At 65.7% G+C, this 23942-nt stretch carries 23 protein-coding genes and 2 pseudogenes; 14 read left to right on the top strand and 11 right to left on the bottom strand.

Features of this window, described 5'->3' with window-relative positions; all coding sequences use genetic code 11:
• Positions 1 to 175 precede the first annotated feature (175 nt).
• From trxA to IPF76_RS20730, 8 genes are all read right to left on the bottom strand, one after another.
• A complete protein-coding gene (gene trxA, locus IPF76_RS07370; protein WP_293841616.1) occupies positions 176 to 496 on the bottom strand; it encodes a thioredoxin TrxA in 321 nt (106 codons plus the stop codon).
• 63 nt (positions 497 to 559) lie between these two features.
• Entirely contained in the window at positions 560 to 4030 is a 3471-nt protein-coding gene (gene addA, locus IPF76_RS07365) for a double-strand break repair helicase AddA (RefSeq protein ID WP_293841613.1), read from the bottom strand.
• Positions 4027 to 7044 (bottom strand): double-strand break repair protein AddB, encoded by a 3018-nt coding sequence (gene addB, locus IPF76_RS07360; RefSeq protein ID WP_293841610.1) that lies wholly within the window; start codon positions 7042 to 7044, stop codon positions 4027 to 4029. The genes addA and addB overlap by 4 nt, the downstream gene beginning before the upstream one ends.
• Positions 7045 to 7143: 99 nt before the next feature.
• Positions 7144 to 7863 carry a nucleotidyltransferase family protein gene (locus IPF76_RS07355; RefSeq protein WP_293841607.1) on the bottom strand — a complete coding sequence of 240 codons (720 nt, stop codon included), beginning with the start codon at positions 7861 to 7863 and terminating at the stop codon, positions 7144 to 7146.
• Positions 7863 to 8831 (bottom strand): phosphotransferase, encoded by a 969-nt coding sequence (locus IPF76_RS07350; RefSeq protein WP_293841997.1) that lies wholly within the window; start codon positions 8829 to 8831, stop codon positions 7863 to 7865. The genes IPF76_RS07355 and IPF76_RS07350 overlap by 1 nt, the downstream gene beginning before the upstream one ends.
• The gene (gene tsaE, locus IPF76_RS07345; RefSeq protein ID WP_293841604.1) at positions 8828 to 9280 is read right to left on the bottom strand and encodes a tRNA (adenosine(37)-N6)-threonylcarbamoyltransferase complex ATPase subunit type 1 TsaE; all 453 of its coding nucleotides are present in this window, start codon (positions 9278 to 9280) and stop codon (positions 8828 to 8830) included. The genes IPF76_RS07350 and tsaE overlap by 4 nt, the downstream gene beginning before the upstream one ends.
• Positions 9277 to 11634 carry a PAS domain-containing sensor histidine kinase gene (locus IPF76_RS07340; protein WP_293841601.1) on the bottom strand — a complete coding sequence of 786 codons (2358 nt, stop codon included), beginning with the start codon at positions 11632 to 11634 and terminating at the stop codon, positions 9277 to 9279. The genes tsaE and IPF76_RS07340 overlap by 4 nt, the downstream gene beginning before the upstream one ends.
• A gap of 59 nt (positions 11635 to 11693) precedes the next feature.
• A complete protein-coding gene (locus IPF76_RS20730) occupies positions 11694 to 11786 on the bottom strand; it encodes a hypothetical protein (protein ID WP_366499245.1) in 93 nt (30 codons plus the stop codon).
• A gap of 175 nt (positions 11787 to 11961) precedes the next feature.
• Between IPF76_RS20730 and IPF76_RS07335 the strand changes: the two genes are divergently transcribed.
• The 10 genes and pseudogenes from IPF76_RS07335 (at position 11962) to IPF76_RS07295 (ending at position 17261) form a co-directional block, all read left to right on the top strand.
• On the top strand, positions 11962 to 12525 hold the full coding sequence (locus IPF76_RS07335; protein WP_293841598.1) for a hypothetical protein: 564 nt from the start codon (positions 11962 to 11964) through the stop codon (positions 12523 to 12525).
• Positions 12441 to 13364: a hypothetical protein gene (locus IPF76_RS07330; protein WP_293841595.1), complete on the top strand. Its 924-nt coding sequence runs from the start codon at positions 12441 to 12443 to the stop codon at positions 13362 to 13364. Before IPF76_RS07335 ends, IPF76_RS07330 begins: the two co-directional genes overlap by 85 nt.
• A 92-nt stretch (positions 13365 to 13456) precedes the next feature.
• The gene (locus IPF76_RS07325) at positions 13457 to 14620 is read left to right on the top strand and encodes a TonB-dependent receptor (RefSeq protein ID WP_293841592.1); all 1164 of its coding nucleotides are present in this window, start codon (positions 13457 to 13459) and stop codon (positions 14618 to 14620) included.
• Between the two features lie 240 nt (positions 14621 to 14860).
• Positions 14861 to 15181 carry a hypothetical protein gene (locus IPF76_RS07320; protein ID WP_293841589.1) on the top strand — a complete coding sequence of 107 codons (321 nt, stop codon included), beginning with the start codon at positions 14861 to 14863 and terminating at the stop codon, positions 15179 to 15181.
• Between the two features lie 105 nt (positions 15182 to 15286).
• Entirely contained in the window at positions 15287 to 15652 is a 366-nt protein-coding gene (locus tag IPF76_RS07315; protein WP_293841586.1) for a hypothetical protein, read from the top strand.
• Positions 15649 to 16053, top strand: coding sequence for a hypothetical protein (locus IPF76_RS07310; RefSeq protein ID WP_293841583.1), 405 nt, complete (start codon positions 15649 to 15651; stop codon positions 16051 to 16053). Before IPF76_RS07315 ends, IPF76_RS07310 begins: the two co-directional genes overlap by 4 nt.
• Entirely contained in the window at positions 15995 to 16426 is a 432-nt protein-coding gene (locus tag IPF76_RS07305; RefSeq protein WP_293841580.1) for a tetratricopeptide repeat protein, read from the top strand. Before IPF76_RS07310 ends, IPF76_RS07305 begins: the two co-directional genes overlap by 59 nt.
• 97 nt (positions 16427 to 16523) lie before the next feature.
• Positions 16524 to 16649 (top strand): annotated as a pseudogene (locus tag IPF76_RS20725) (sulfotransferase); the annotation flags it as partial.
• A 38-nt stretch (positions 16650 to 16687) separates the two neighbouring features.
• Positions 16688 to 17062: pseudogene (locus IPF76_RS20720) on the top strand (sulfotransferase); the annotation flags it as partial.
• Complete coding sequence (locus tag IPF76_RS07295) at positions 17040 to 17261, top strand: hypothetical protein (RefSeq protein WP_293841574.1); 222 nt, start codon at positions 17040 to 17042, stop codon at positions 17259 to 17261. The pseudogene IPF76_RS20720 and the gene IPF76_RS07295, both read left to right, overlap by 23 nt.
• A 60-nt stretch (positions 17262 to 17321) precedes the next feature.
• Here the strand turns inward: IPF76_RS07295 and ahcY are convergent, their stop codons facing one another.
• A complete protein-coding gene (gene ahcY / locus IPF76_RS07290) occupies positions 17322 to 18737 on the bottom strand; it encodes an adenosylhomocysteinase (protein ID WP_293841571.1) in 1416 nt (471 codons plus the stop codon).
• A 400-nt stretch (positions 18738 to 19137) separates the two neighbouring features.
• On the opposite strand from ahcY, the gene IPF76_RS07285 reads away from it, so the two are divergent.
• Positions 19138 to 19536, top strand: coding sequence for a hypothetical protein (locus IPF76_RS07285; protein WP_293841568.1), 399 nt, complete (start codon positions 19138 to 19140; stop codon positions 19534 to 19536).
• 137 nt (positions 19537 to 19673) lie between these two features.
• On the opposite strand, the gene IPF76_RS07280 is transcribed toward IPF76_RS07285, so the two are convergent.
• Positions 19674 to 20237 carry a YqgE/AlgH family protein gene (locus tag IPF76_RS07280; RefSeq protein ID WP_293841566.1) on the bottom strand — a complete coding sequence of 188 codons (564 nt, stop codon included), beginning with the start codon at positions 20235 to 20237 and terminating at the stop codon, positions 19674 to 19676.
• A gap of 243 nt (positions 20238 to 20480) precedes the next feature.
• Here IPF76_RS07280 and IPF76_RS07275 point away from each other — a divergent pair, with 243 nt between their 5' ends.
• From IPF76_RS07275 to IPF76_RS07265, 3 genes are all read left to right on the top strand, one after another.
• Positions 20481 to 20963 carry a peroxiredoxin gene (locus IPF76_RS07275; protein ID WP_293841563.1) on the top strand — a complete coding sequence of 161 codons (483 nt, stop codon included), beginning with the start codon at positions 20481 to 20483 and terminating at the stop codon, positions 20961 to 20963.
• A 220-nt stretch (positions 20964 to 21183) separates the two neighbouring features.
• A complete protein-coding gene (locus IPF76_RS07270) occupies positions 21184 to 22668 on the top strand; it encodes an AMP nucleosidase (protein ID WP_293841560.1) in 1485 nt (494 codons plus the stop codon).
• A complete protein-coding gene (locus tag IPF76_RS07265) occupies positions 22665 to 23438 on the top strand; it encodes an SDR family NAD(P)-dependent oxidoreductase (protein WP_293841557.1) in 774 nt (257 codons plus the stop codon). Before IPF76_RS07270 ends, IPF76_RS07265 begins: the two co-directional genes overlap by 4 nt.
• Here IPF76_RS07265 and IPF76_RS07260 read toward each other — a convergent pair whose 3' ends face one another.
• The gene (locus IPF76_RS07260; RefSeq protein ID WP_293841554.1) at positions 23439 to 23921 is read right to left on the bottom strand and encodes an SRPBCC family protein; all 483 of its coding nucleotides are present in this window, start codon (positions 23919 to 23921) and stop codon (positions 23439 to 23441) included.
• Positions 23922 to 23942: the final 21 nt, after the last annotated feature.

Genomic DNA, 23942 nt, shown 5'->3' with positions numbered 1-23942 from the left:
GGCTAGGGAAATACGGCCTGAACATTCGGGCGGGCGCCGACTGACCGCATTCCAGACCCACGAACCATGCCGCTTATAAACTTCTCGCGAAGCGATTGACAAACTAGATTGTCGCCAGACGGCTGAGCCTGCGCAGAACACGTCGCCCCCGCCTGCGCAGGGGCGACGTGCATTCTTAAAGCGCGCCTTCCAGCCAGCCCTTGAGCGCGCTTTTCGGTGCCGCGCCGACCTTGGTGTCGGCGACTTCGCCATTCTTGAACAGGATCATCGTCGGAATGCCGCGCACGCCATATTTGGCGGGGGCGTTCGGATGATCGTCGATGTTCAGCTTTGCGATCACAACCTTTTCGCCAAGCTCACTGGCGATTTCCTCCAGCGACGGGCCGATCATCTTGCACGGGCCGCACCATTCGGCCCAGAAATCGACGAGCACGGGGGTGTCGCTGTCGAGGACGTCTGCCTGAAAGCTGTCGTCGGTGATGGCCTTGGTACCCATGATACAAACTCCTGAAATTTACTTGTCCTCAAGCTAAGACGTCGCGGCCTCCGGCTCAAGGGCTCAACCGCCCAAATTCGCCTTGGTTGCCGCCAAGCCCGGCTTGTGCGCATCGAGCAGAGCGTCACCCAGCCCGATCAGTCGCGGCCCGGCGGTATAAAGCAGCGCCGCATCGATCCGCCGCCCCGGAAAAATCGCCGCCAGCGCGCCGCGATACGCCGCCATCTGGCGCAGATAGGAGGGCTGCACTGCGGCGGCACTATCCGGCACATGCCGGCCCGTCTTGTAATCAATCACCGTCACCGCGTCGGCGGTGACTAGCAGCCGGTCGACGATCCCCGCGACGACCGTCCCGTCGACCACTGCCGACAGTGGCACCTCGGCGAGCGAACCCGGGCCGAACAGCGCAGAATGCGCGCGATCGTTCAGTACGCCCAGCGCTTCGTCGACCATCGCAGCGCGCGCCGCCACGTCAAGATCGGCCGCCTGCACCGCCAGCCAGCGCAGCGCTACCGCGCGGCGGTTCTCGGGCGCCACCGGCGGCAACCGCTCGAACAAAGCATGGAGCAAGAGCCCGCGGTTCACCGCCGCCGCGCGCATCGCGCCCTGCGGCACCGCCGCCACATCATCGTCGCCCAACGCCGAGGGTGCCAGCGGACGCGGTGGGCGCGCTTCCTCAGGCGCAGGTTGCCGCACCCAAGCCGGCACGAGCACAGGCGCGCCAACCGACCGCGCCTTGTCCTTCGCCGTGCGCGCCTTGCCCTGCACCGCATGGACGCGCTTCTGGCCCCAGCGCGGTCCGGCATCCTGCCATTCGGCGCCCATATCGGCCATCACCGCGTCGACCGCGCTATGCCAATTGTCCGCGGGCAGCTCGTCCGACTTTCGCGTCCCAGTAACGATCAGCAGTTCCTCGGCGCGCGTCATCGCCACGTAGAGCAACCGCCAATGCTCTTCGCGTTCAGCACGTTCCTTCGCATCATGCGCATCCGCGATCGCGCCATGGCGCTCGTCCTTGCCGAGCGGAAACACAGGCAATTTGTCCCACTCCGCCATCGACAGGCCAAAGCTCACCCGCCGCGGCCGTGGATCGTCGGTCGCATCGGCCAGAATGACGATCGGCGCCTGCAAGCCTTTCGACCCGTGCACCGTCATCACCCGCACGACATCGCTGCGCGCCTCGCTCTGGCGTTTGATCTCGGCGGTGCTCGCGGCGATGTGCGACAGGAAACCGAGCAGCGACGGCGCCTCCTGCCGTTCGAACGCCAACGCCTGTGCAAGCAGTTCGTCGATCGGGTCGCGCGCCTCACGCCCCAGCCGGTGATACAGCTTGCGCCGCCCATCGAGCGGCCCCGACAAGATACGTTCCAGAAATCGGAATGGCGTCGTGAAATCGCCCATGCCGAGCAGCCCGCGCAGCGCCGCCATCGTTTCGGGCGGCGCCTCTTCCTCGCGCACCCGCAACTGCTCCCACAACGCCCGTTTCTGGCGGCCATAAGCAAAGCCGAACAGGTCGTCCTGGCTCCAGCCGAATAGCGGCGACACCAGCAGGCTAGCAAGATTGAGGTCGTCGAGCGGCTGCACCGCAAAGCGCATCGCCGCGAGCAGATCCTGCACCGCGAGCGACTGGGTCAGCGAAAAACGATCGACCCCCGCCACGGGCACATGCAGCGACTGCAACCGCGCAACGATCCGCGCCGCAAGGTCGCGGCGGCGGCGGACGAGGATCAGGACATCGCCCGGCGCGACGGCGCGCCCGTCCTTGCCGTTGGCGATCCAGTCCTGCACGTCATCGGCAATTGCGCGCGATAGCCGCAGGCTGGCGGGGTCGCTCGCCGCGGCCGAGGTGTCGCGCGGTCCGGCGGCGTCCTCCTCGTCACCCTCGACACCGCCCTCATCTTCCGCATCAGCATCGAGCGCCTTGCCGACCGGCAACGGTTGCCACAGCTCGACCCGCCCGGCGCGGTCGCGGTTGAACTCGGCGGGAGTATGCGGCGGCTCGTCGCTCTCCAAACCCATCAGCGCGGGTGCGCCCGCCGCGATCCACGCATCGACGACGTCGAGCACCGCGGGGCTCGAGCGGTAATTTGTGTCGAGATCCACATCCTCGAACGGCCTGTCGCCCTCGGCGGCCCGTTTGGCAAAGCTCAGTCGCGCCGCCTCAAAAGCCGCGGGTTCGGTACCCTGAAAACCGAAGATCGCCTGCTTGCGGTCGCCGACCGTGAACATCGTGCGAACACGATCGTCTTTGGCACCGGCCCCGGCGAAGAACTCGCCGGCAAGCGACGCGACAATCGCCCATTGCCGCGCATTGGTGTCCTGCGCCTCGTCGACCAGGATATGGTCGGTGCGCTGGTCGAGCTTGAAGCGCACCCAGTCTCCGAAATCGCCCTGCGACAGCAGATGACCAGCGATGCTGATCAAATCATCGAAATCGGCGAGGCCGCGCTCGCGCTTGGCCAGCGCATAGGTCTCGGCGAAGCGGCTGCCCAAATCCCACGCCGCCGCCAGATCGTCGGCGACCGCCATCGCGGTGGCGGTGGCGAGCAGTTCATCGGCCGCGGCGACGATGCGTTCGGCGGCGGCGAGGCAGCTGCGCATGCCGCCTTTGTCCTTCGTGTAATCGGCGCGGATGTCGCCCGTGCCGGTCAGGAAACAGCCCCGCACCGCGGCGAGCATCGCGCCGCGGCCATGCGCATCGGCGCGAAACCAGTCATCCATGATGTCGGCGCGGCCGTCGCCCGTCTTGGTTCCCCAGCCGCGCCCGCTCGCGGCAACCGCTGCGATGTCGGCATCGGCGATCGCGCCGCCCACCAGCGCCGCCGCCTGCCAGGTCAGCGGATCGCCCTGCGGCAATCCCAGCTGCGCGCGCAGATCCGCCGCGCGCGGCGCGAGGCGCGGCGCATTGGCGGCGGTGAAACTGCTCGCGCAGTGCGCCAGGAAAGCGATCGCGGCGTCCTGCCCCAATCGCTGCGACAGCATCGCCGCGATCATTCGCATCGCTTCACCGTCGCCATCGGCGCGCGCCAGCAACCGGCCCAGCACCTCGCGCTGCAACGCGCTCGCCTCGCTGTCTTCCAGCGCGCGGAATCCCGGCAGGATTTTCGCCTCAAGCGGGAAACTCGCGAGCAGGGTCTGGCAGAAACTGTGGATCGTCTGCACTCGCACCGCGCCGCCGGGGCTGTCGATCACGGTGGCGAACAGTGATCGGGCGCGGTCGAGGATACCCGGCTCCGCCCAGTCGGCGCCCAGCGCGGCGAGGTCGAGCCGCAGGTCGCCGTCGGCCATCCGCACCCACATCGCCAGCCGCTCGTGGATGCGGTGCGCCATTTCGGCAGCGCCCGCCTTGGTAAAGGTAATGCACAGGATCGCCTCGGGCGATACACCCGCCAACATCAGGCGCAGGACGCGCGCCGACAGCACCTGCGTCTTGCCCGTCCCCGCCGATGCGCCGAGCCAGACATGATCGTGCGGCTGCGCCGCAGCGCGCTGTCCGCCATCGAGCGTCTTGAGCAGCTTGTCGGGATCGATCATGCCGCCCCCTCGGGCGCGGCGCCCGGATCCGGGTCGCCGCGCCCGAACCATTCGTCGCGGCGCATCAGCTGGTCGAAATCGGCGTAGCGCTTGGCGCTGTCGCCTGGGGCAAACGGCTCCTGTCCCAGCAAAAAGCGCGCGCTCAGCTCTGCAAGCGCTTCGCGCGCGCGTTCGATCACGGCTGCGGCAGTCGATGGCTTCGGTTTTTGCCCTTTGATCGCCTTGATCGCGCCGTCGACGCGCTTTTTGCGGTCGCGCTTCAATTCCCAATATTCGAACGCGCCGACCGGCTCGGGCGCAAGATCGCCCAGCCCCGCTTCTTCGGCGATTAACCCGAGCAGGCCGAGCTGGCTGTTCAGGCCTTCGCCCGCCGACTTGGCCGATGGCGCCGCGCCGGTCTTGTAATCGACGATCGCCAGCGTCCCATCGGCGGCCTGATCGACGCGGTCGGCGGTACCGCGCAGCGTGATGCCGTCGACCAGCAGTTTGCCGCTCACCTCATTGGCGACCGGCCAGCGTTCGTCGCGCGCCGCCCATACGCGCTCGGCGGCCCAGCGCAGCGACGGCTCAATCCGCGGCAGCCAAAAGGCGCGGCCGAGCGAATCGAGCGCCGGATCGGCGCGCAGCGCGGACAGTTCCGCCGCATACGCCGCCTCGGTCAGCCCCGCCGCCTGCCAGTCCTGCAGGAATTTATGCACGCGCGTCCCGAACCATTTGGCGTCGGGACCGCTACTCAGCGGCTCAAGTTCGCTCAGCCGCAGGATCTTCGCGGCGTAAAAAGCAAAGGGATCGCGCGCCAGCTGGTCGACCCCGGTGACGCTGATCCGGTCGGGGCGCGCGTTCGGCGGCGGGGCGGGACGCGGCTTGTCAGTGGGCTCGCTCCTCCCCGGCGGGACATCGAGCGTCGCCGCAAGTGCGGTCACCCGCTGCCCGTCGAGCGTGGCTTCGGGCAACTCGCCCGCCAGCGCCGCCAGCCGCAGCCAGAAGCGCGACGCAACCGCTGGGTCGCCGCCGCTGCGCATCGCGCGCGTTACCACGACCTCGCGCGCCGCAAAGGCACCGGCAAAATCATGCGCCGCCATCCCCTGCTGCCGCTCGGGCGCAGCAAGGCCGAGCATCCGCCGAATGCCAGCGGCGAGCCAGGGGTCGGGGCTTTGCTGCGGCGGCCAGCGCCCTTCGTCGAGCCCGCCGAGGATCATCAGGTCGGCGCGCTGCAATCGTGCCTCGAGCAAGCCCCAGATGAACAGCCGCGGGTGGCCGCCATAGGGCGGGCGGATGCTCTCGCCGTTCATCAGGTCGGCGAGCATCGCCGGGAAATCGGTGGGGGCGACCAGCGCCGGGCCGTCGCCCTTCGCCATCGCCCAGCGGTCGAACAGTTCAGACAGCGCGCGGCCCGCATGCCCCGTCCACGCCCCCTCGCCGGTCAGCCAGCCGAGCGCGTCCTGCAATGCGCCGAGCAGCATCGACGGCGGCGCGGGAAGCCTCGCGGTAAAGGGCGCGAGCGCTGCGCTCAGGCCTGTGGCGACATCGGCCCACCAATCGTCAATCGCCACCGCTGCGCCATGCCCGCGCCGATCGCCGTCGGCCGCAATTTCTCTAATCCGCGCCGTCACTCCGGTCCAGCCCGGCACCATCCCCGGCCCGCGCAGCACCAGGTCGAGCCGCCGCACCTGATCAAGCCAGTCGAGCCGTCCCTCGCCTGCCCGCACCAGCGGATGCCCCAGCAACGCGATCAGCCGCACGGGATCGAAGGCTGCGGCAAATTCGGCGAGCAGCAACAGCAGCGCGCCGGGCGGCGTCTGCCCCAGCGGCTGCCCGGCGCTGTCGTCGACCGCGATGTCCCAGCGCGCGAGCGCGGCGGCGACGCGCTCGGCAAGCAGGCGATCGGGGGTCACCAGGGCGGCGGTGCGCCCCGGCTCTTCCAATGTGCGCCGCATCATCAGCGCGATGCCTTGCGCTTCCTGCCCGTCATCGGCGAACACCGCGGCGCTCACTCCGGTCAGGCTCGGCGCGACATCGTCTGCCGCCTGCCAGCGCGCGGTATAGGCGGCGGGGGCAAACAACAGCGACAGAAAGGGCGCCCGCGCATCGGGGCCGTCGAACGGCGACGCCGCCGCCCATTCGCCGACCTCTTCACGCGCGATGCCCATCCGCCCGAGCAGCAGTTTCAGATGATATTGCGGATGCGTTTCGAGCGGGCGCTCACCCGGCTGGTCGGGGTCGGGTTTGACCGGTCCCAGCGCCTCCCATTCCGCCGCGGCCATGCCCAGGTCGAGCCCGGGCAGCACCACCATCCCCTGCGGCAGGTCGGCCACCATGCGCAGCAGCCGCGCGATCGCGGGCGCCGCGGTGGTCACCCCTGCCGCGACGACAAAGCGCCCCGGCGGCGCGGTGCGCCATCCATCGCTGACCCGCGCAAGCAGACGGTTGCGACGGTCGGCACGGTCGATATGCCCCGTCGCGGCGAGCATCGCGGGCCAATGGTCGATCAGCAGCCGCAGTCGCTGCCACGACGCCTGCCAATGACCGGCAAGATCGCCGAGCGCGGCTTCGATATCGCCGAGCCGCGCCGGGGCAACCTCTTCATAATGAAGTTGGTCGATCACCCGCCCCAGACCCTCAGCCAGCTGGAACGCCGCGGCGCCGGTGATCGCTTCTTCGCCCGCCGGATTGTACCGCTCGATCAGCGCCGCGAGCATCAACCGCCGCCGCAGCGCATCGATCGCGGGCGGGATCGGTTCGGCCGCGTCGATCGCATCGAGTGCGAGCGCAACGCTTTCATCGAGGTCCGCATCGCCGATCACTACCAGCCGCGGCATCAGCAACCCCGCCCCGCTGGCGCGCACAAACGCCGCCTGCACCGCGCCGCGCGCGCGGTTGCTGGGGAGCAGGATCAGCCCCTCGGCTAGCCCGAGGGCGCCATCGGAAAAGCGGTTGATCAGGCCGGCGGCGAGCGCGTCGGCGAATGCCCGCTGGACGGGGATGGAGAAGACGGTGGGCTTCGCGTCAGCCATCGGGTTCACAACTGGTCATTGCGAGTGTAGCGAAGCAATCCAGAGCGGTTTACGCAACTCTGGATTGCTTCGCTACACTCGCAATGACGAGATGCGGGTTTAAACCTCACCCAGCGCCGCTTCGGTCGGCGCAATACTCGCGGGCGATCCGACGTCGAACCATTGCCCCATATGCGACAGGCCAAACAGCCGCCCGGCCGCGATCGCGCGGTCCCACAGGATGTTGGTCGAAAACGGCCCCGCGGGCGCATCCGCAAGCAGACGCGGCGATATCAGCTGGACGCCGGTATAAACGAACGGCGCGATGCGTCCCGGCTTGCGCCGCGACAATAATCCCGAAGGGTCCATATGAAAATCGCCGCGGCCGCCATGGCCGGTCGCGCTCGCCTGCCGGATCAGCAGCAGCAATGCGTCCATCCGCGCCCCGTCCCAGTGCCGCGCGAGGTGGCGGATGCTGTCCTGCGGCCCGTCGGTCCAGATATTGTCGCTGTTGACGATCAGGATCGGGTCGCCGCTGAGCTGCGGCAGCGCCTTGACCATGCCGCCGCCGGTTTCGAGCAACAGGTCGCGCTCGTCCGAAATCGTGATTGTGAAGCTGCGTTTCTGCGCCGCCAGATGCGCTTCGAGCGCGTCGGCGAGATAATGGACGTTGACGACGACATGTCCGATCCCCGCCGCCTCGATGCGGTCGAGACTATGGTCGATCAGCGCCTTGCCGGCGACGCGCACCAGCGGTTTGGGCCGGGAAGCCGTAAGCGGGCGCATGCGCTTGCCCAGCCCCGCCGCCATCACCATCGCGCTGTCGATCTTGGCGTCCATCACCACGCCGCCGCGCGTTTGTCGGCGGGGATATTTTCGTCGAACCAGGCCCGCACCGGCGCCAGTCCCGGATGCGCGAGATCGCGTTCGAGCAGCCCCCACATCCGCGGCTGGAACTGACGATAGCCCGGCTTGCCGTCGCGTTTCCACAGCCGCACGAACACCCCCAGGATGCGCGTGTTGCGCTGCGCCGCGAGCGCCCAATAGGCACTCTCGATATCCTGCCCGGTCGCGCCTTGGTAACGCGCCAGCATCGCCGCCTCGACCGCCGGCGTGACGTCGCGCCGCGCATCCTCGAGCACCGAAGCGAGATCATAAGCGGGATGACCGATCAGCGCGTCCTGAAAATCGAGCAGGCCATAATGGGCGACGCCCGCCTTGTCCGCGACCAGCATGATATTCTCGGCATGAAAATCTCGCAGCACGGTGACGCGCGGCAAGCCGTCATGCTCCACCGGGGTCAGCACCGCTTCCCACGCGCCGCGAAAGGCCTCCCGGTCGACGCCGATCCCCAGCGTTGGGCAATACCAGTCGCTGAACAGCATCACCTCGTCGAGCCACTGCTCCAGCCCCAGCGCCGGCAGCGCGGGCATCGGCGGCCGCGTATGAAGGTGGACGAGCAGGTCGGTGACACCGGCGTAAAGATCGACCTCGCGGTGCAGCGCGTCGTCGACCGTCTCGCGCAGCCGTACATCGCCGAAATCCTCGATCAGCAGCAGGCCCTGCACCAGATCGCGCGCAAAAATCGTCGGCGCGGTCAGCCCCTGTTCGCACAGATATTCGGCCACTGCGATGAACGGCCGCGGGTCCTCGTGCGGCGGCGGCGCGTCCATCAGCACCGCCTGCCGCGCGCCATCGACGACGCGGAAATAGCGCCGGAACGACGCATCGCCGGCGAGCGGCAAAATCTGGGCATCGCCCCAGCCATGCGCGGCAAGGAACGCCGGAGCATGGGCGGGCGGAATCATAGGAGCGGCCATCGACTCCCCCAAGACGTCGGCACGTCGGCTGTCAAGACGCGCGCGTCGCCGCTCCCCGAAATCGTGATCGACAGCGCTTCGGGCCAACCCTGCGATCCCAACCGTTCGGGCCATTCGATCAGCAGCGCGCCGTCGTAGAGATAATCGTCGAGGCCGAGCTCGATCAGCTCGTCTTCGTCCTCGATCCGGTACAGATCGACATGCGCGATCGGCAGGTCGACCTCGGGCGGTGCATAGGGCTGGACGATCGCAAAGGTCGGGCTCGGCGCCTCGCCCGCCAGCCCGCGCGCCTTCAGCATCGCGCGCGCCAGCGTCGTCTTGCCCGCGCCCAGATCGCCCGATAGCCCCACAACATCGCCCGGAATCAATGCCGCACCGATCGCCGCGCCTATCCGATCGGCGTCAGCAAGGTCATAGGTCGTGGAAAAGACGCTCATTCGCGGCGCGGCAAGCTGATCCGCACCAGCGTGCCGTGCCCCGGCTCGCTCAGCACTTCCATCGTCCCACCATGCGCCGCGACGAGCTGGCGCGCGAGCGCGAGGCCGATGCCGCCTGACGCGGTCCCCGCCTGCTTTCCCTTGGTCACCGCGGCGACCGCCTCTGGCATCCCCGGACCATTATCCGACACAATGATATCGACCCCGCGCGCATCGCCGGTGGCGTGCAGCAGGACGCGGCCGCCAGCCTTGCGGGTCGGCGCGGTGAAACGCACCGCATTGTCGAGCATGCTCGCAACCAGCCGCGCCAATCGCGGCGCATCGCCGTCGATACTGCCCAGATCGGTCGAAATATTGCCAACCAGCTCGATCTTCTCGCTCGCGGCAAACGGCTTCGCCTCCGCCAGCGCGCCATCGAGCAGCGCCCGCACATCGACCGGCGCGCGCTCGACCACCAGCGACCCTGCCTCGCCCTGCGCCAGGTCGAGCACATTGTCGATCTGCCGCCCGAGCACGGCGACCGAATCCATGATCGCATTGACATAGCGCTGCTGCTGATCGCTCAGCTTGCCGGCATAGCCCGCCTGCAACATCTCGCCGAAGCCGCCGATGGACGTCAGCGGGGTGCGCAGCTCGTAACTCATCCGCGACAGGAACGCGGTCTTGACCTTGTCCGCCGCCTCCAGCGCCTCGTTGCGCTCGCGCAGCGCACCCTCCATTTTCCGGCTCGGCGTGATGTCGAGCATGATCAGCAGCGCATTGCCGTCGGGCAGCGGAATCGACGCGAAATCGAAATGGCGGCCGTCGGCAAAACTGATTTCGCCGCCGCGTTGTTGCCGTTCCAGCGTCGCGGCGCGGATGACTTCCTGCACGATGCTGATCTGGTTCGGTTTCACCAGCCGGTCGGCCAGCCCGCCCATCAGCGCATCGACGCGCGGATGCGCCGCCAGCGCGCCCTCATCGATCCCCCACAGGCGGCGGAAGCGCTGGTTCCATAGATGCAGCCGCCCGTCGGGCGCGAACACCGCGATCGCTTCGAACAGATTGTCGAAGGTCGCGGTGCGGACGCGCAGCAACGTGTCGCGCGCGCCCGCCAATTGCACCTGCTCGGTCTTGTCTTCGGCGATCAGCAACAACCCGCCGTCGGGCGTCGGCTGCGCCACGACGTGCAGGTGGGTGCCATCGCGCAGCAGCCAATCCTCTTCGCTTGCCCCCGCCTGCGCGAACCAGTCGACATGCGCCTGTCGCCATTCGGGATAATCGCGCACCTCGGGGGTCCGTCCGCCCTCGCGCCAGGCGTCGAGCAGCCGCGCGAACGGCCGCGCCTCGGCGACATCGTCGGCGTCGAGCGCGAACAAGCGCCGGAACGGCAAATTGGCAAAGGCCAGCCCCTGATCGGGGCCGAACTGCGCCACCGCCGCCGACAGGCGGTCGAGCAATTCGCGCTGGGTGTCGACGAAGCGGCGGTGCGCGCCGCGTTCGCTTTCCAGTTCCTGAATATCGATCGCATAGCCCGCGATGCCGATCACCCGCCCACCGGTCGGCGCCAGCGGGACATCGACAACGCGCATGATCCGCCGCTCACCTTCGATTGTCACCGGGATCGTCCGGATCTGCGCCGAACCCGCGATGCGCGCTTCATCGGCAGCCTCGGCGGCGCTGACCCCGGCGACGGTTTCACACAACTCGATCCCGCCATCGATCACCGCAGCGGCCCCCTTCGCCTCGACCGCGCGAACATAGGCGCCGTTGACAAGCGCCAGGTTGAGGTCGGTATCGCGAAACCACATGGCAAAGGGCGCCGCCTCGATCAGCCCCGACAGCGCCTCGAATGCCGCCATCGCCTCGTCGCGGTCGCTGCGTGCCTGCGCCAGCGCGTGCTGGCCGTCGGTCGCGTCGCTCAGCCACAGCAATATTGTACCGGGGCCGCCCACCGCCTGCGGCGCCGGCGCGCCGTGAAGGATGATCGTGCGCTCGCTCCCCTCCGGCTTCAGGCTGAGGATGAAGGGTTTGGCGCCGCGCTGCGCACCGAGGATTGCCTGACGCAGCGCATCATGACCATCGGGATCAAGCCCGCTGCCCAGACCGCGCAGCTCGTCGAAATTGCGCGGCCCTTGTTCCAGCCCTAGCCAGCGCCCCAGCTTCTCGCTCGCCTCGATCCGCCAATCGGCGCGCACGATGACCGGCAATTGCGGCGATGCTTCGACCAGGCTGCCGAGCCGTTCGGCCTGCCCCGCAACAAACGCCGCGCGCCGCTGCATCGCAATCCCGCGCCCGACCGCCCACAATCCGGCGAGCAGCCAGAGCGCAGAAAACAGGCCCAGAGCGAAGAGCGCGCCCGACGACAGCGTCATCAGGCGGACGCCGCGCCGCGCGAGGATTGAAGGGAGGGGCGTTGAGCCATCAGCCCGCCCTATCGCCTGTCCTCAAGGGTTTCAATCGCTAGGCGTCGGAGCGCCCGATCCTGCTGGTCGTCAGGGGGCAATGGATGCGACAATTGCGTCACAGATTAATGACAATGCGGCGAATTGCGCGCCAGGGGTCTTGACTTGCTAAGAAAGCCTTGAAAAACTGACCTCATTGTTAAATCGTTTAATGCCCGAAGAGGCTGAAAACGCTTGACATTTTTCTACGGTCGAACCGATCGGAGCGACCGGGGCACTTAAAACCGGGGACGATATATGAACGATTTGAGCAGGGCGTCGCTGCATGCGCGGCGGATTCTGGGTTTTGCCAGCCTCTCCGCGATGGCGGTCATGATGGCGGCACCCGTCGCGGCCCAAGAGGCCGCACCGACCGAAAATGAAGCCACCGAAACCACGGCGCCCGAAGATGCAATCGTCGTCACCGGGTCGCGTCTGCGCAGCGTCACCCCGTTCAACAGCCCCGATCCCATTTCGGTGATCGATCCTGAAATCGCCTCGAAGGAGGGCAAGTTCGACCTTGCCTCGACGCTGCAAAGTTCGCCGATCGCGGCCGGCTCGACCCAGATTACCTCGGCGTGTCGTCTTTCGACCTCAACGTGCTGCCCCAATCGATTGCAGAGAATGTTCAGATTCTCAAAACTGGCGCCTCGTCAGTCTATGGGTCGGACGCAGTCGCTGGCGTTGTCAACATTATCACGAAGACCGACACCAACGGCATCGAACTCAACGGCAATGTGTCAATTCCGTTCGCCGGCGGCGGCGAGGAATATCGCCTCAGCGGCATCTGGGGCAAGACGTTCAGCCGCGGCCATATACTGATCGCGGGCGACTATACCAAGGTCAACGAACTCAAGCGCGGCGATCGCTCCTATCTCGCCTGCCCCGAGGCCTATATCTTCCGCGAAGACGGCAGCCGGGCCGACCTCGTTGATCCGCGGACCGGCAAGCCGAAGTGCGAAGATTTGCGTTGGGGTCATGTGTGGACCTATAATCTTGCCGACAACTTGCAGCTCGACGGGCCCGGAGGCCCGAACACCGGCCTCAACACCTCGCCTTTCCCCCCGGGCGCCACGCGCGGTCCGACGGTGCTGATGCAATATCAATATCCCGGCGAAACCTTGGGCGTCCCGACCTATGGTGCGCCGGCTTATCCCGGAGACTTCGGCCTGCCGGCGGGCTGGTTCCCTACCGGATATAACGCCGCTTCGACCGCCATTCAGAACGGCTATCATCCATTTGTCGAACAGCAGTCGCTGATCCCCGAAACCTCGCTGGTCACCGCCTATGCGGAAGGGTCGTACGAGATCACGGATTCGATCGAAATGTTCGGCGAATTCCTCTTTAACCGCCGCAAGACCTATCAGAATGGCTGGCGGCAGTTCTGGAACTTCGGCTCGACGGGCGACTTCTACGGCACTGGCAATCTCTACGGTACCGGCACGATCTGGGCCCAGGGATGGGAAGGCCTGAACCTGATCAGCCCGACGGCAATCACCGATCAGAGCGACAGCAGCCAGAAGGTCGATTATTATCGCGGCGTCGGCGGCCTGCGCGGCGACTTCGGCGGCGGTAGCAGCTCAGAAGGATTTTCTCTTCTCATGGGAAGAGGGCAAGACCGTCTACACCCAGCTAACGGGCGAAGCGACGGTGACCGGTGACCTGTTCACGCTGCCGGCCGGCGCTGTCCAGCTGGCTGTCGGCGTCACCGCCCGCCGCGACAAGATCAACGACGTTCCGGGCGAGATCACGCTTGCGGGGAACGCGTGGGGCTCCTCGGCGTCGGGCATCACCGCGGGCAAGGCCTACCAAGGAGGCCTTTGGCGAAATCAATGTTCCGTTACTCGCGGGCAAGCCCTTCTTCGAGAATCTGACTCTGTCGGCCGCCGCGCGGATAACGAGCGTCAAATCGACGCGCGCATCGGACGGCGCCTCGGACAGCGACAACGGCAACTGGACCTACAAGATCGGCGCCAACTGGGCGCTCAACGACGTGCTCCGTTTCCGCGCAAGCTATGGCACATCGTTCCGCGCCCCGGCGCTGTTCGAACAGTTTCTGGCGAACGAAACCAGCTTTCCGGCGTGCGCGGACAATCGATCCATGCGTAAACTGGACAGCAGGGCCTCGCCAACGGGGACCAAGACACAGCGTGTCGCCGACAATTGCGCCGCCGATGGCATTCCGCCGGCCTATACCGGCGGCAGCATCACCGCGACGGCCTTCTCGCAGGGCGGCCTCGGCCAACTGAATTCGGAAACGTCGAAGGCACTTGTCGTCGGGGGCGTGCTGACGCCGAAATTCGGTTTCCTGCCCGACACGTCGATCAACATTGCGGTCGATTATTTCGACATCAAGGTGAAGGGCGAGATCACGCAGCTCGGGGCCGCTAACATTTTGTTCGGCTGCTATGATTCCGAAGACTTCGCCAACGAACCGCTGTGCAATCTGTTCACGCGCGGCCAGACCGGCGATGCTTTCGCGATCAGCGAGGTCTATGACCAGTTCGTCAACATTGCGCGTCAGCGCAACAGCGGCGTCGACGTGGCCGTAAATATCCGCCACGACCTCGGGAAACTCGGCCGCGTGAGCCTCACCGCGGACATGACGTGGCAGACGAAGGACGATTTCCAGCTGTTGCCGACGTCGGTCGCGACCTCGGACAATGGCGAGGCCGGGTCGCCGAAATGGATCGGCGACTTCCGCCTCAACTGGCAGTCGGCCGGCGGCTTCAGCATCTTCTATGGCATCAACGTGATCGGCAAGACGTCGGACGTCGACGGATTTCGATCGAAGCCAATGGCGACACCTGCATCAATTCGGCACCATCTACGGCCGCTATTGCCCGGACCTTACCACGCCGACGACCTTCTATCACAACATCTCGGCCACGCAGGAGATTGCCGATGGACGGTTTGAGATCACGGCCGGCATCAGCAATCTGTTCAACACCCGCCCGCCCCGCGTGTCGGTGTTCAACGGGGCGAAATTTCGACCCTGGGGCCGGTGATTGCGGCGTCGCAATACAGCTTTGTCGGTCGTCGCGCCTTCCTTAACGTCAGAGCCAAATTCTGATCGAATTGACAGGCACAGGGATTGGGCGGCATGGCGACATGCCGCCCTTTTCGTTTCCGCCGCAGCAGAAAGCCCGTACGCGCAATGCCCGAAGTCACGGTGAAAGCCGACACGCTCGACGCCGAAAACCGCCGCTTCGTCCAGGCGCCGCTGCGCCAGCCGGTGTTTCTCAACAGCGTACCCAAAAGCGGCAGCCACCTGCTGCGCAATATCATCCGCATGTTTGTGCCGCTCGACCAACAATATGCGCGCGACTTCATCCAATGGCCGACGCTTCAGCAGCACCGCGCCGCCTTCGACGCAGCACATCCCGATGCTCAGCTGGGGCCATCTCTTTTTCGCGGACGCGTCCGCAATCGAAACCGCATCCGCGCGGCGCATTCTGCTCTATCGCGACCCCTATGACTGGGTGATCGCACGCGCGCGATTTTTCGTTTCCGGAACAATTTTCGGTGCAACACCTAGACCATCTGAAGTCCGGGATCGCTGAGGGCCGACGAACTGCTGACGATGATGATCTTCGGCATCCCGGGCAAGGCGCCGTCGCTCAACGACATTTACGAAATGAACGCCGCAGCGTGGCTGGGCGCGCGCGTCCATGTCGTGAAATACGAACATCTCGTTGTTCATCTCGGCGACCTTGAAACCGATGCTTCCGGAAACTTCTTCCACGGCCTGCTCGACGCCTGTGGCATCGCGCGCCCCGACGACTGGCGCGAGCGTGTTCGCATCGGCTCGGATCGCGGCCAGAGCGGCACGGCGCGCGAGAATCTAACCGGAGTGTCGCTCGACTTTCCGGAAACGCTGGGCGAACGCCACCGGTCGCTGGTCGACTATCAAGCCCCCGGTCTGCGCGCGCTGCTCGGGTATGAATGAAGAATCGACGCGATGACTTCCACGCCTCCTCCGGCACCATAACCGCCTTTCTCCTGCTCGGCAAAGCATCCGAACTCGCCGCTGCCGGCCGACTCGAAGAAGCCGCCCAACAGGTCATGGCGCATTTGCGCAAATATCCCGAGGAGCCGCAGGGGCTTGCAAAGATCGGTGAAATTGCGATGCTCCTCGGCGCGCTCGGTCAGGCCGAGCATTTCCTCCGCCGCGCGATCGCAGCGGGTCGACACGGCCGCGACGTGCGGCGCCAGCTCGCATCGGTGTTGAATCAGCAGGACCGGCTCGACGAGGCGGATGCGCTATTCGCATCGCTACAGCAGGAGCAGGATGAACCCGCTCTCCTGGGCGATGCGGGCGCATATCTTCGACAAGCTCGGTCGCAATGAACAAGCGCGGGCGATCTTCGAAGAGCTGACAAGCAGCAATGGCGATAATCCATCCTATTGGGTGGCGCTTGGCCACGGCCATCGCTCCGCAGGCGATGTCGACGCCGCCATCGCCGCTTATCGCCGCGCGGTCGAAATCGACTATGCGTTCGGCGACGGCTGGTGGAGCCTCGCGAGCATCAAGAGTCGGGTGCTAACTGACCGCGACATCGCGGCCATGGAACGCGGCATCAAGGTCGCGATCGACGTGCGCAATAGTGCACCGCTGCATTTCGCCTTGGCGCGCGCGCTGCATGATCGCGGTGATTATCGCCAGGCCTTTGACCATTACGAGCGCCGCGAACCGCCTGCGGGCGCAGGAGATCGCATATGACGCCGCGCGAGCTGACCGCCGAGATCGATGAGATCGAAGCACGCGTCGATGGCGCGTTCCTGCGTTCGCTGCACGGCGACGACCGATCGGCGACGCGGTGCCGATCTTTATCGTCAGCCTGCCGCGCTCGGGCTCGACTCTGCTCGAACAGATGCTGGCGGCGCATCCCGCGATCGAGCCGGTCGGCGAGCTCCCCTATGCACCGTCGATCCTGCGCGGGGTTATGGAGATGGCGACCCGGCACGGCCGCGTCACCGTTCCGCAACTGGTGGCGCAGACCTTACGGAAGCGGCGGCGGCGATGGGGCGCGAATATCTGCGCCGCGCCGCGTTGCACCGCAAGACGGACCGTCGCTACTTCGTCGACAAACTGCCACACAATTGGAACAACGTCCTGTTTCTGCAGCGTATTCTGCCGCAAGCGAGGTTTCTCGACATCCGGCGACCGGCGATGGACTGCTGCTTTTCCAATTTCACCCACAATTTCTCACGCGTCCACGCCTCGTCGTTCCGCCTCACCGACATCGGCCAATGTTATGTCGATTATGTGCGGATGATGGCGCACCTCGACCGCGTCGCGCCGAGGTTTCGTCCACCATATCGACTATGGGGCGATGGTTGCCGATCCCGAAGCTGAGTTGCGCCCGGCGCTCGCCTATCTCGGCCTTAAATGGGATCCGGCGCTGCTCGACTTCCACAAGCTCGACCGCGTTGTCCGCACCCCGTCGAGCGAGCAGGTTCGCCGCCCGCTCAACCGCGACGGTATGGACGTGTGGAAACCCTATGCCGAATGGCTGGGACCGCTGCGCGACACGCTGGGTCGGCTCGCGCGCTGAACGAAAACGGCCCGCCCCCTCGTCGGGAGCGGGCCGCAAAATCCACCGCAGTGGCCGCGATCAATAGCGGTAGTGATCGGGCTTGAACGGCCCGGCCACCGGCACGCCGATATAATCGGCCTGCTTCTGGGTCAGCTGGCTCAGCTTCACGCCCAGCTTGTCGAGGTGCAGCGCCGCGACCTTTTCATCGAGATGCTTGGGCAGAACGTAAACGTCGTTGCCGTACTGCTCGCTGCGCGTCCACAATTCGATCTGCGCCAGCGTCTGGTTGGTAAAGCTTGCCGACATCACGAAGCTCGGGTGGCCGGTCGCGTTGCCGAGATTGACCAGGCGGCCCTTCGACAGGATGATGATCTGTTTGCCATCGGGGAATTCGACCAGATCGACCTGCGGCTTCACTTCGGTCCACTTGTAATTGGCGAGCGCCGCGATCTGGATCTCGCTGTCGAAGTGGCCGATATTGCAGACGATCGCCATATTCTTCATACCCGCCATATGTTCGGCGGTGATCACGTCGGCGTTGCCGGTCGCGGTGACGAAGATGTCCGAACGCTTGACGGCTTCGTCCATCGTCACGACCTCGAAGCCCTCCATCGCCGCCTGTAGCGCGCAGATCGGGTCGATTTCGGTGACGAGGACGCGCGCCCCGCCATTGCGGAGGCTCTGTGCGCTGCCCTTGCCGACGTCGCCGAAGCCGGCGACCGTGGCGACCTTGCCGGCGAGCATCACGTCGGTGCCGCGGCGGATCGCGTCGACCAGCGACTCTTTACAGCCATAGAGATTGTCGAACTTCGACTTGGTGACGCTGTCGTTGACGTTGATCGCGGGGAAAGGCAGCTCGCCCTTCTTGGCGATGTGGTACAGGCGGTGAACGCCGGTCGTCGTCTCTTCAGACACGCCCTTGATCGCCTTGACCGTCTTGGTCAGGTAACCCGGGTTCGCGGCAACGAACGCCTTCAGCGCACGCTGCATCTCGATCTCTTCTTCATTCTCGGGCGCCGGCATCGTCTGCCCGGCCTCGAGCTTCGCGCCCCACAGCGCGAACATCGTGGCGTCGCCGCCATCGTCGAGGATCAGGTTGCAGGTTTCACCCGCTTCGATGCCCCAGTCGAAGATGCGGCCGACATAGTCCCAATAATCGGCGAGGCTTTCGCCCTTCACCGCGAACACCGGCACGCCGGTCGCGGCGATCGCGGCGGCGGCATGGTCCTGCGTCGAAAAGATGTTGCACGTCGCCCAGCGAACTTCTGCGCCGAGCGCGGTCAGCGTCTCAATCAGCACCGCGGTCTGGATGGTCATGTGCAGCGAACCAACGATCTTCGCGCCCTTCAGCGGCTGCGACGCACCAAACTCTTCGCGCAGCGCCATCAGACCCGGCATTTCGGTTTCGGCGATGTTGATTTCCTTGCGACCGAAGTCGGCAAGCGCGATGTCGGCAACGACATAATCACGGGTATCGGCGGCGAGAGTGGCCACGGTGTGTCTCCTGTAGGCGAGTATCGGCCGCAGGCGAGCGGCCCCGAAAATAGGGTAATTATGTTGCGCGCCCTAGCTCAAAGCGCCCCCAGGATCAAATATAAACTTTTCTTTATATCGCAATTGTCGCGCGGTCTGCCGAACGCCGCGAGCGCGCGAATCGCTGGCGCATGATGCACCGGGGCGAAATTTTTTTTCTACACGCGCAATTGTGACACTCGGGGCCGCGAAATTGTGACATCGAGTCGGCAACGCCAAGATTCTGAAAATCCTGACTTATAATGCGCCATGCGATAAGCATAATCGGCTATTGTGACACCAGTGTTACAAAGTGCCGAAAACATTGACTTTTCTGCTGATGGGGCAGAAAATCGGCTAAAGTTTTCGGGGAGATAGAGAGATGAAAAAAATATTGCTGCCGCTGGTCGCACTGGCCTTTGCCACGCCGGCTGGCGCCCAATCGATCATCGTGGTGACGGGGCCGCAGGCCGATTCGACCGCGCTGCCGGTCGCTTATGCCGAGCTGCGCGCCGGCGACAACCATGCCGCGGTCGCCAAACTGACCGGCGACACCATTCTCGACGCCCGTGATCCATCGCGCCTCATCAATCTCGGCACCGCTTATGCTCGCCTGGGTCGCACCAGTGACGCCGCCGCCGCCTATGACGCGGCACTCGCCAGCCCGATCCGCTACGACCTCGAACTCGCCGACGGGCGTTATGTCGATTCGCGCTGGGCCGCCCGCACCGCGCGCGCCAACCTTGCGGCTGGGCGCCCGCAGCTGGCGCTGGCGCGCTAATCTATCAGCCGTTCGTGCTGAGTTTGTCGAAGCACGGTTCTTTTTTTTCCGACGCCGAAAGAAAGGACAGCCCTTCGGCACGCTCAGGCCGAACGGATCTTTTGCGGCCTAAACATGCCTCGGCGGAAATTTGAAGATTACGCCTCACCACCCTCGGTTGTCAGCAAGCGGGCGTCCACTCCCGCTTCGGCAAACGCCGCCTGCCACCGCTTGGCGGGCGGCGTGTCGAACAACAGGGTGTCGCTGCCCGGTGTGACGTGCCAGCCGTGGTGGACCATCTCGCCCTCCAACTGCCCCGGCGACCATCCGGCATAACCCAGCGCCACCAGCCAGCGCGACGGGCCGCGCCCTTCGCCGATCGCGCGCAAGATGTCGTGCGAACTCGACACCATCCAGCGATCGCTGACCTGCACCGCTTCCTGCCCGCCCCAATCCATGCTGTGCAGCACGAACCCGCGCGACGGCTCGACCGGCCCACCCACGAAAACCGGCTGTTCGAGCGGATCGTCATGGTCGATTTCGAGCTGATCGAGCACCGCGCCGACGGTCATCCCGGACATCGGATCGGAAATCCCGATCCCCATCGCGCCCTCTTCGTCGTGACTGATCATCGCGATCACCGAATGCTCGAAGCGGGGATCGCCGATGCCGGGGAGCGCAAGCAGCAGCTGGCCGGTGAACCAAATGGGGTCTGTGTCCATCGCGCTATCATGCAGTGGTGGGGCGGGGTGGTCCAGCATCTTTGGCGATCGGGCGACGGTTTTGGGGTAGCAAGCAGACCTAGCCAATCCTCTTCATCGACTTGCGATGGGAAGGAAATTTGGGTCGCCAACCACCAATCCCGCCAAAATCCCAACCCCCACCCCCTCGCCAACCTTGACTCCCGCCCCGCCCGACCCAATGTCTCGCCCACCACAATCCCCTCAACGAAAAGGATGCCGACCATGACGATCCAGCCCGGCGACAAGCTGCCCGACGCCACCTTTGTAAAGGTCACCGAAAACGGCCCCGAACAGGTCAGCACCGCCGATTATTTCAAGGGCCGCAAGGTCGCGCTGTTTTCGGTCCCCGGCGCCTTCACCCCGACCTGCTCGGCCAAGCATTTGCCGGGCTACGTCGACAAGGCTGCCGAACTGAAGGCCAAGGGCGTCGACGAAATCGTCTGCACCGCGGTCAATGACGCGTTCGTGATGGGCGCATGGGGCAAGAGCGGCAATGCCAGCGAGAGCGTCACCATGCTCGCCGACGGCAACGGCGATTTCGCCGAAGCGGTCGGCCTGACCATGGACGGCAAGGCGTTCGGCATGGGCAAACGCGGCCAGCGTTTCTCGATGATCGTCAATGACGGCGTCGTCGAACAGCTCAACGTTGAAGCGCCCGGCGAGTTCAAGGTGTCGAGCGCGGATCACATGCTCGAACAGCTGTAAGCAATGTCGCACCCCTGCCCTTCAGGAGGGGTGCGAGACTTGGTCGGGCTCTTGCCGGCCTTTGGTCGAACGGGGTGGGGCCAGCGGCCTTGCGTCACCTCGCGGCCCCCCCGCTGCGACTGGGCAGCAAGCTGCCCAGTCTCGCCGCCCTCGCCTGAAGGAGAGGGCGTCCAAGATCGACCCCTTCCCTTTTGTCACATTTTCATGCAACACCGCCCCGATGACATCATCATCGCATAGCCCCGACATCGACGACCCTACCGCCCTCGTCGAAGAGGTCATCGCCGAACTGCAAGACAGGTTCCGCGCCTCGGTCACCAACCTCAAAAACGCCATCGCTGCCTATGTCCGCGATCGCACCCTGCCGCCGGCCGATGCCGCGGCGACGGGGCTGTTCGACTATCCGGCGATCCGCCTGACCACCACCGGCGAACAGCGCGAAGGGCAAAAGGGGCATAATCTCGCCTTTGGCCAGTTTGAGCGCGCGGGCGAATTTGTCACCACCGTGACGCGCCCCGACCTCTTCGCCGAATATCTGCGCGACCAGCTCGGCCTGCTCGCGCGCCACTATGACATCACGCTCGAAGTCACGCGCACCGGGCAGCAGATCCCCTTCCCTTATGTGCTCGATGCCAGCGACGGATCGGACATGGGCGGGGTCACCCCACTCGAACTCGCGCGCCATTTCCCGACCACCGAGCTTGCCGATATCGGCGACGAGCTTGCCGACGGTCTGTTCGGCGCCGATCCAACGGCGTCGCAGCCGCTCGCGCTGTTCGACGCGCTGCGTACCGATTTCTCGCTCGCGCGCCTCCGCCACTACACCGGCACCGCGCCCGAACATTTCCAACGCTACATATTGTTCACCAACTATCATCGCTATGTCGACGAATTCGTGTCGTGGGCGGCGGCGCAGGTCGGACAGGGCCGCTATACCGCACTCGCCGGCGCCGCGGGGCTCTACGTCGACCAGCCCGGCGTCAACGCCAGTGCGCTTGTCGCCGACAGCGCCTGGCGGCGGCACCAGATGCCCGCCTATCATCTGATCGCGCCCGACGGCGGCGGCATCACCCTCGTCAATATCGGCGTCGGCCCGTCGAACGCCAAGACGATCTGCGACCATCTCGCGGTGCTGCGGCCAGAGGCGTGGCTGATGATCGGCCACTGCGGCGGGCTACGCCCCAGCCAGCGTATCGGCGACTATGTCCTCGCCCACGCATATCTGCGCGACGATCATATCCTCGACGCGGTGCTGCCCGTCGCCATCCCGATCCCGCCGATCGCCGAAGTCCAGCAGGCGCTCGCCAGCGCCGCCGAATCGGTTTCGGGCGCGACGGGCGCCGACCTCAAAAAGCGCATGCGCACCGGGACCGTCGTCACCACCGACGACCGCAACTGGGAATTGCGCTACACCGACAGCGCGCTGCGCTTCTCGCAATCGCGCGCCATCGGCATCGACATGGAATCGGCGACCATCGCCGCGCAGGGTTACCGTTTCCGCGTGCCCTACGGGACGCTGCTGTGCGTCAGCGACAAGCCGCTGCACGGCGAACTCAAGCTGCCCGGACAGGCGAACCGTTTCTACGAAGAAGCGATCGCCGCCCATCTCCAGATCGGCATCCGCGCGTGCGAAACGATGCGCGACGAAGGTGCCAAGCTCCACAGCCGTAAGTTGCGCGCGTTCAACGAGCCGCCCTTCCGTTGACGATCGCGCCCGACCGGTCGCGTAGCGTCGCGGGGCGCGTCGCCATCGTCACCGGCGCCGCCAGCGGCATGGGCCGCGCGACGGCGCTGCTGCTCGCGAGCGAAGGCGCGAGGGTCGCAGTCACCGACCTTGACCTCGCCGCTTGCGAAGGTGTCACTGCCGAGGCGGGCGCCAACGCCAGAGCTTTCGCCCTCGATGTCTCGGACGGCGACGCCATCAAGCGCGTGGTCGCCGACGTCGCCGCCGCCTTCGGCGGCATCGACATCCTGATCAATAACGCCGGCGTGTCGAGCTTTTGCCCGCTCGACGCCGAAGACGAATATGATGCGATCTGGCACCGCGCGATCGCGGTGATGCTGACCGCGCACCAGCTTATGGTGCGCGCCGCGCTGCCGTGGCTCCGCCGGAGCGACGCGCCGCGGATCGTCAACATCGCCTCGACCGAGGGGCTGGGCGCGACGCCCGGCGATACGCCTTATGTCGCCGCCAAATCGGGGGTCGTCGGGCTGACACGCGGCCTTGCCGTCGATCTCGGCCGCGACGGCATCACGGTCAACTGCATCTGTCCCGGCCCAATCCGCACCGGCATGACCGACAAGGTCGCCGATGCCGACAAGATTGTCTTTGCCAAGCGGCGCACCGCACTCCGCCGCTATGGTGAGCCCGACGAAGTCGCGCACATCACGCTCAGCCTCGTGCTCCCCGCTGCGAGCTATATCACCGGCGCCGTGATCCCGGTCGACGGCGGGCTGATGGCGCGCAACGCCTGATCATTTGTACATGTCGGCGCGCAAATTGATGCCATGCTCGAGCCAAATTTTCAGCGCGCACAGCATCTGCGACCAGCCCTGGCAATTGCCATAGCTCGCGCCTAGCGCGCCCTGATTTTCGCGCCAGCCCTCCTCGGCGATCTCGACCAGCGTCCGGCCGTCGTCGAGACCGGTAAAGCTCATCGTCACCCGGGTCCGGTAATCGGCGTCTTTCAGTTCGCCGTCCGCGACATTCGGCGCCTCACCCTCGTTCGCCTGCCATTCGAGCACGATCTTTTCGTCCTGGACGACCTCGATCACATACACCGGGAAAGCGCCGGGGAAGTCGTGGAAATCCCACGTGACCGTCGCCCCGGTTTCCAGCCGTCCCTTGGCGCCGCCGGTGGTGAAATATTCCGACAGTTGCGCGGGGTCCGCGACCGCCTCGAACACCTCATGCACCGGCTTCGCGATCCGCGCCGCGACTCGAAATTTCAGTTCCATCGACATTCTCCGCTTGATTGG

Source organism: Sphingopyxis sp., assembly GCF_016704835.1.
Lineage (GTDB): Bacteria > Pseudomonadota > Alphaproteobacteria > Sphingomonadales > Sphingomonadaceae > Sphingopyxis.
Note: the sequence above shows the minus strand (reverse complement) of the source record. Positions and strands in the feature narration are given on the sequence as shown.

Bases quoted from the DNA above. Each gene is read 5' to 3' on its own strand.
- trxA (WP_293841616.1), bottom strand. From the start codon at position 496: ATGGGTACCAAGGCCATCACCGACGACAGCTTTCAGGCAGACGTCCTC.
- addA (WP_293841613.1), bottom strand. From the start codon at position 4,030: ATGATCGATCCCGACAAGCTGCTCAAGACGCTCGATGGCGGACAGCGC.
- addB (WP_293841610.1), bottom strand. From the start codon at position 7,044: ATGGCTGACGCGAAGCCCACCGTCTTCTCCATCCCCGTCCAGCGGGCA.
- IPF76_RS07355 (WP_293841607.1), bottom strand. From the start codon at position 7,863: ATGGACGCCAAGATCGACAGCGCGATGGTGATGGCGGCGGGGCTGGGC.
- IPF76_RS07350 (WP_293841997.1), bottom strand. From the start codon at position 8,831: ATGATTCCGCCCGCCCATGCTCCGGCGTTCCTTGCCGCGCATGGCTGG.
- tsaE (WP_293841604.1), bottom strand. From the start codon at position 9,280: ATGAGCGTCTTTTCCACGACCTATGACCTTGCTGACGCCGATCGGATA.
- IPF76_RS07340 (WP_293841601.1), bottom strand. From the start codon at position 11,634: ATGACGCTGTCGTCGGGCGCGCTCTTCGCTCTGGGCCTGTTTTCTGCG.
- IPF76_RS07335 (WP_293841598.1), top strand. From the start codon at position 11,962: ATGAACGATTTGAGCAGGGCGTCGCTGCATGCGCGGCGGATTCTGGGT.
- IPF76_RS07320 (WP_293841589.1), top strand. From the start codon at position 14,861: ATGCCCGAAGTCACGGTGAAAGCCGACACGCTCGACGCCGAAAACCGC.
- IPF76_RS07315 (WP_293841586.1), top strand. From the start codon at position 15,287: ATGATGATCTTCGGCATCCCGGGCAAGGCGCCGTCGCTCAACGACATT.
- IPF76_RS07310 (WP_293841583.1), top strand. From the start codon at position 15,649: ATGAAGAATCGACGCGATGACTTCCACGCCTCCTCCGGCACCATAACC.
- IPF76_RS07305 (WP_293841580.1), top strand. From the start codon at position 15,995: ATGAACCCGCTCTCCTGGGCGATGCGGGCGCATATCTTCGACAAGCTC.
- IPF76_RS07295 (WP_293841574.1), top strand. From the start codon at position 17,040: ATGGTTGCCGATCCCGAAGCTGAGTTGCGCCCGGCGCTCGCCTATCTC.
- IPF76_RS07285 (WP_293841568.1), top strand. From the start codon at position 19,138: ATGAAAAAAATATTGCTGCCGCTGGTCGCACTGGCCTTTGCCACGCCG.
- IPF76_RS07280 (WP_293841566.1), bottom strand. From the start codon at position 20,237: ATGGACACAGACCCCATTTGGTTCACCGGCCAGCTGCTGCTTGCGCTC.
- IPF76_RS07275 (WP_293841563.1), top strand. From the start codon at position 20,481: ATGACGATCCAGCCCGGCGACAAGCTGCCCGACGCCACCTTTGTAAAG.
- IPF76_RS07270 (WP_293841560.1), top strand. From the start codon at position 21,184: ATGACATCATCATCGCATAGCCCCGACATCGACGACCCTACCGCCCTC.
- IPF76_RS07260 (WP_293841554.1), bottom strand. From the start codon at position 23,921: ATGGAACTGAAATTTCGAGTCGCGGCGCGGATCGCGAAGCCGGTGCAT.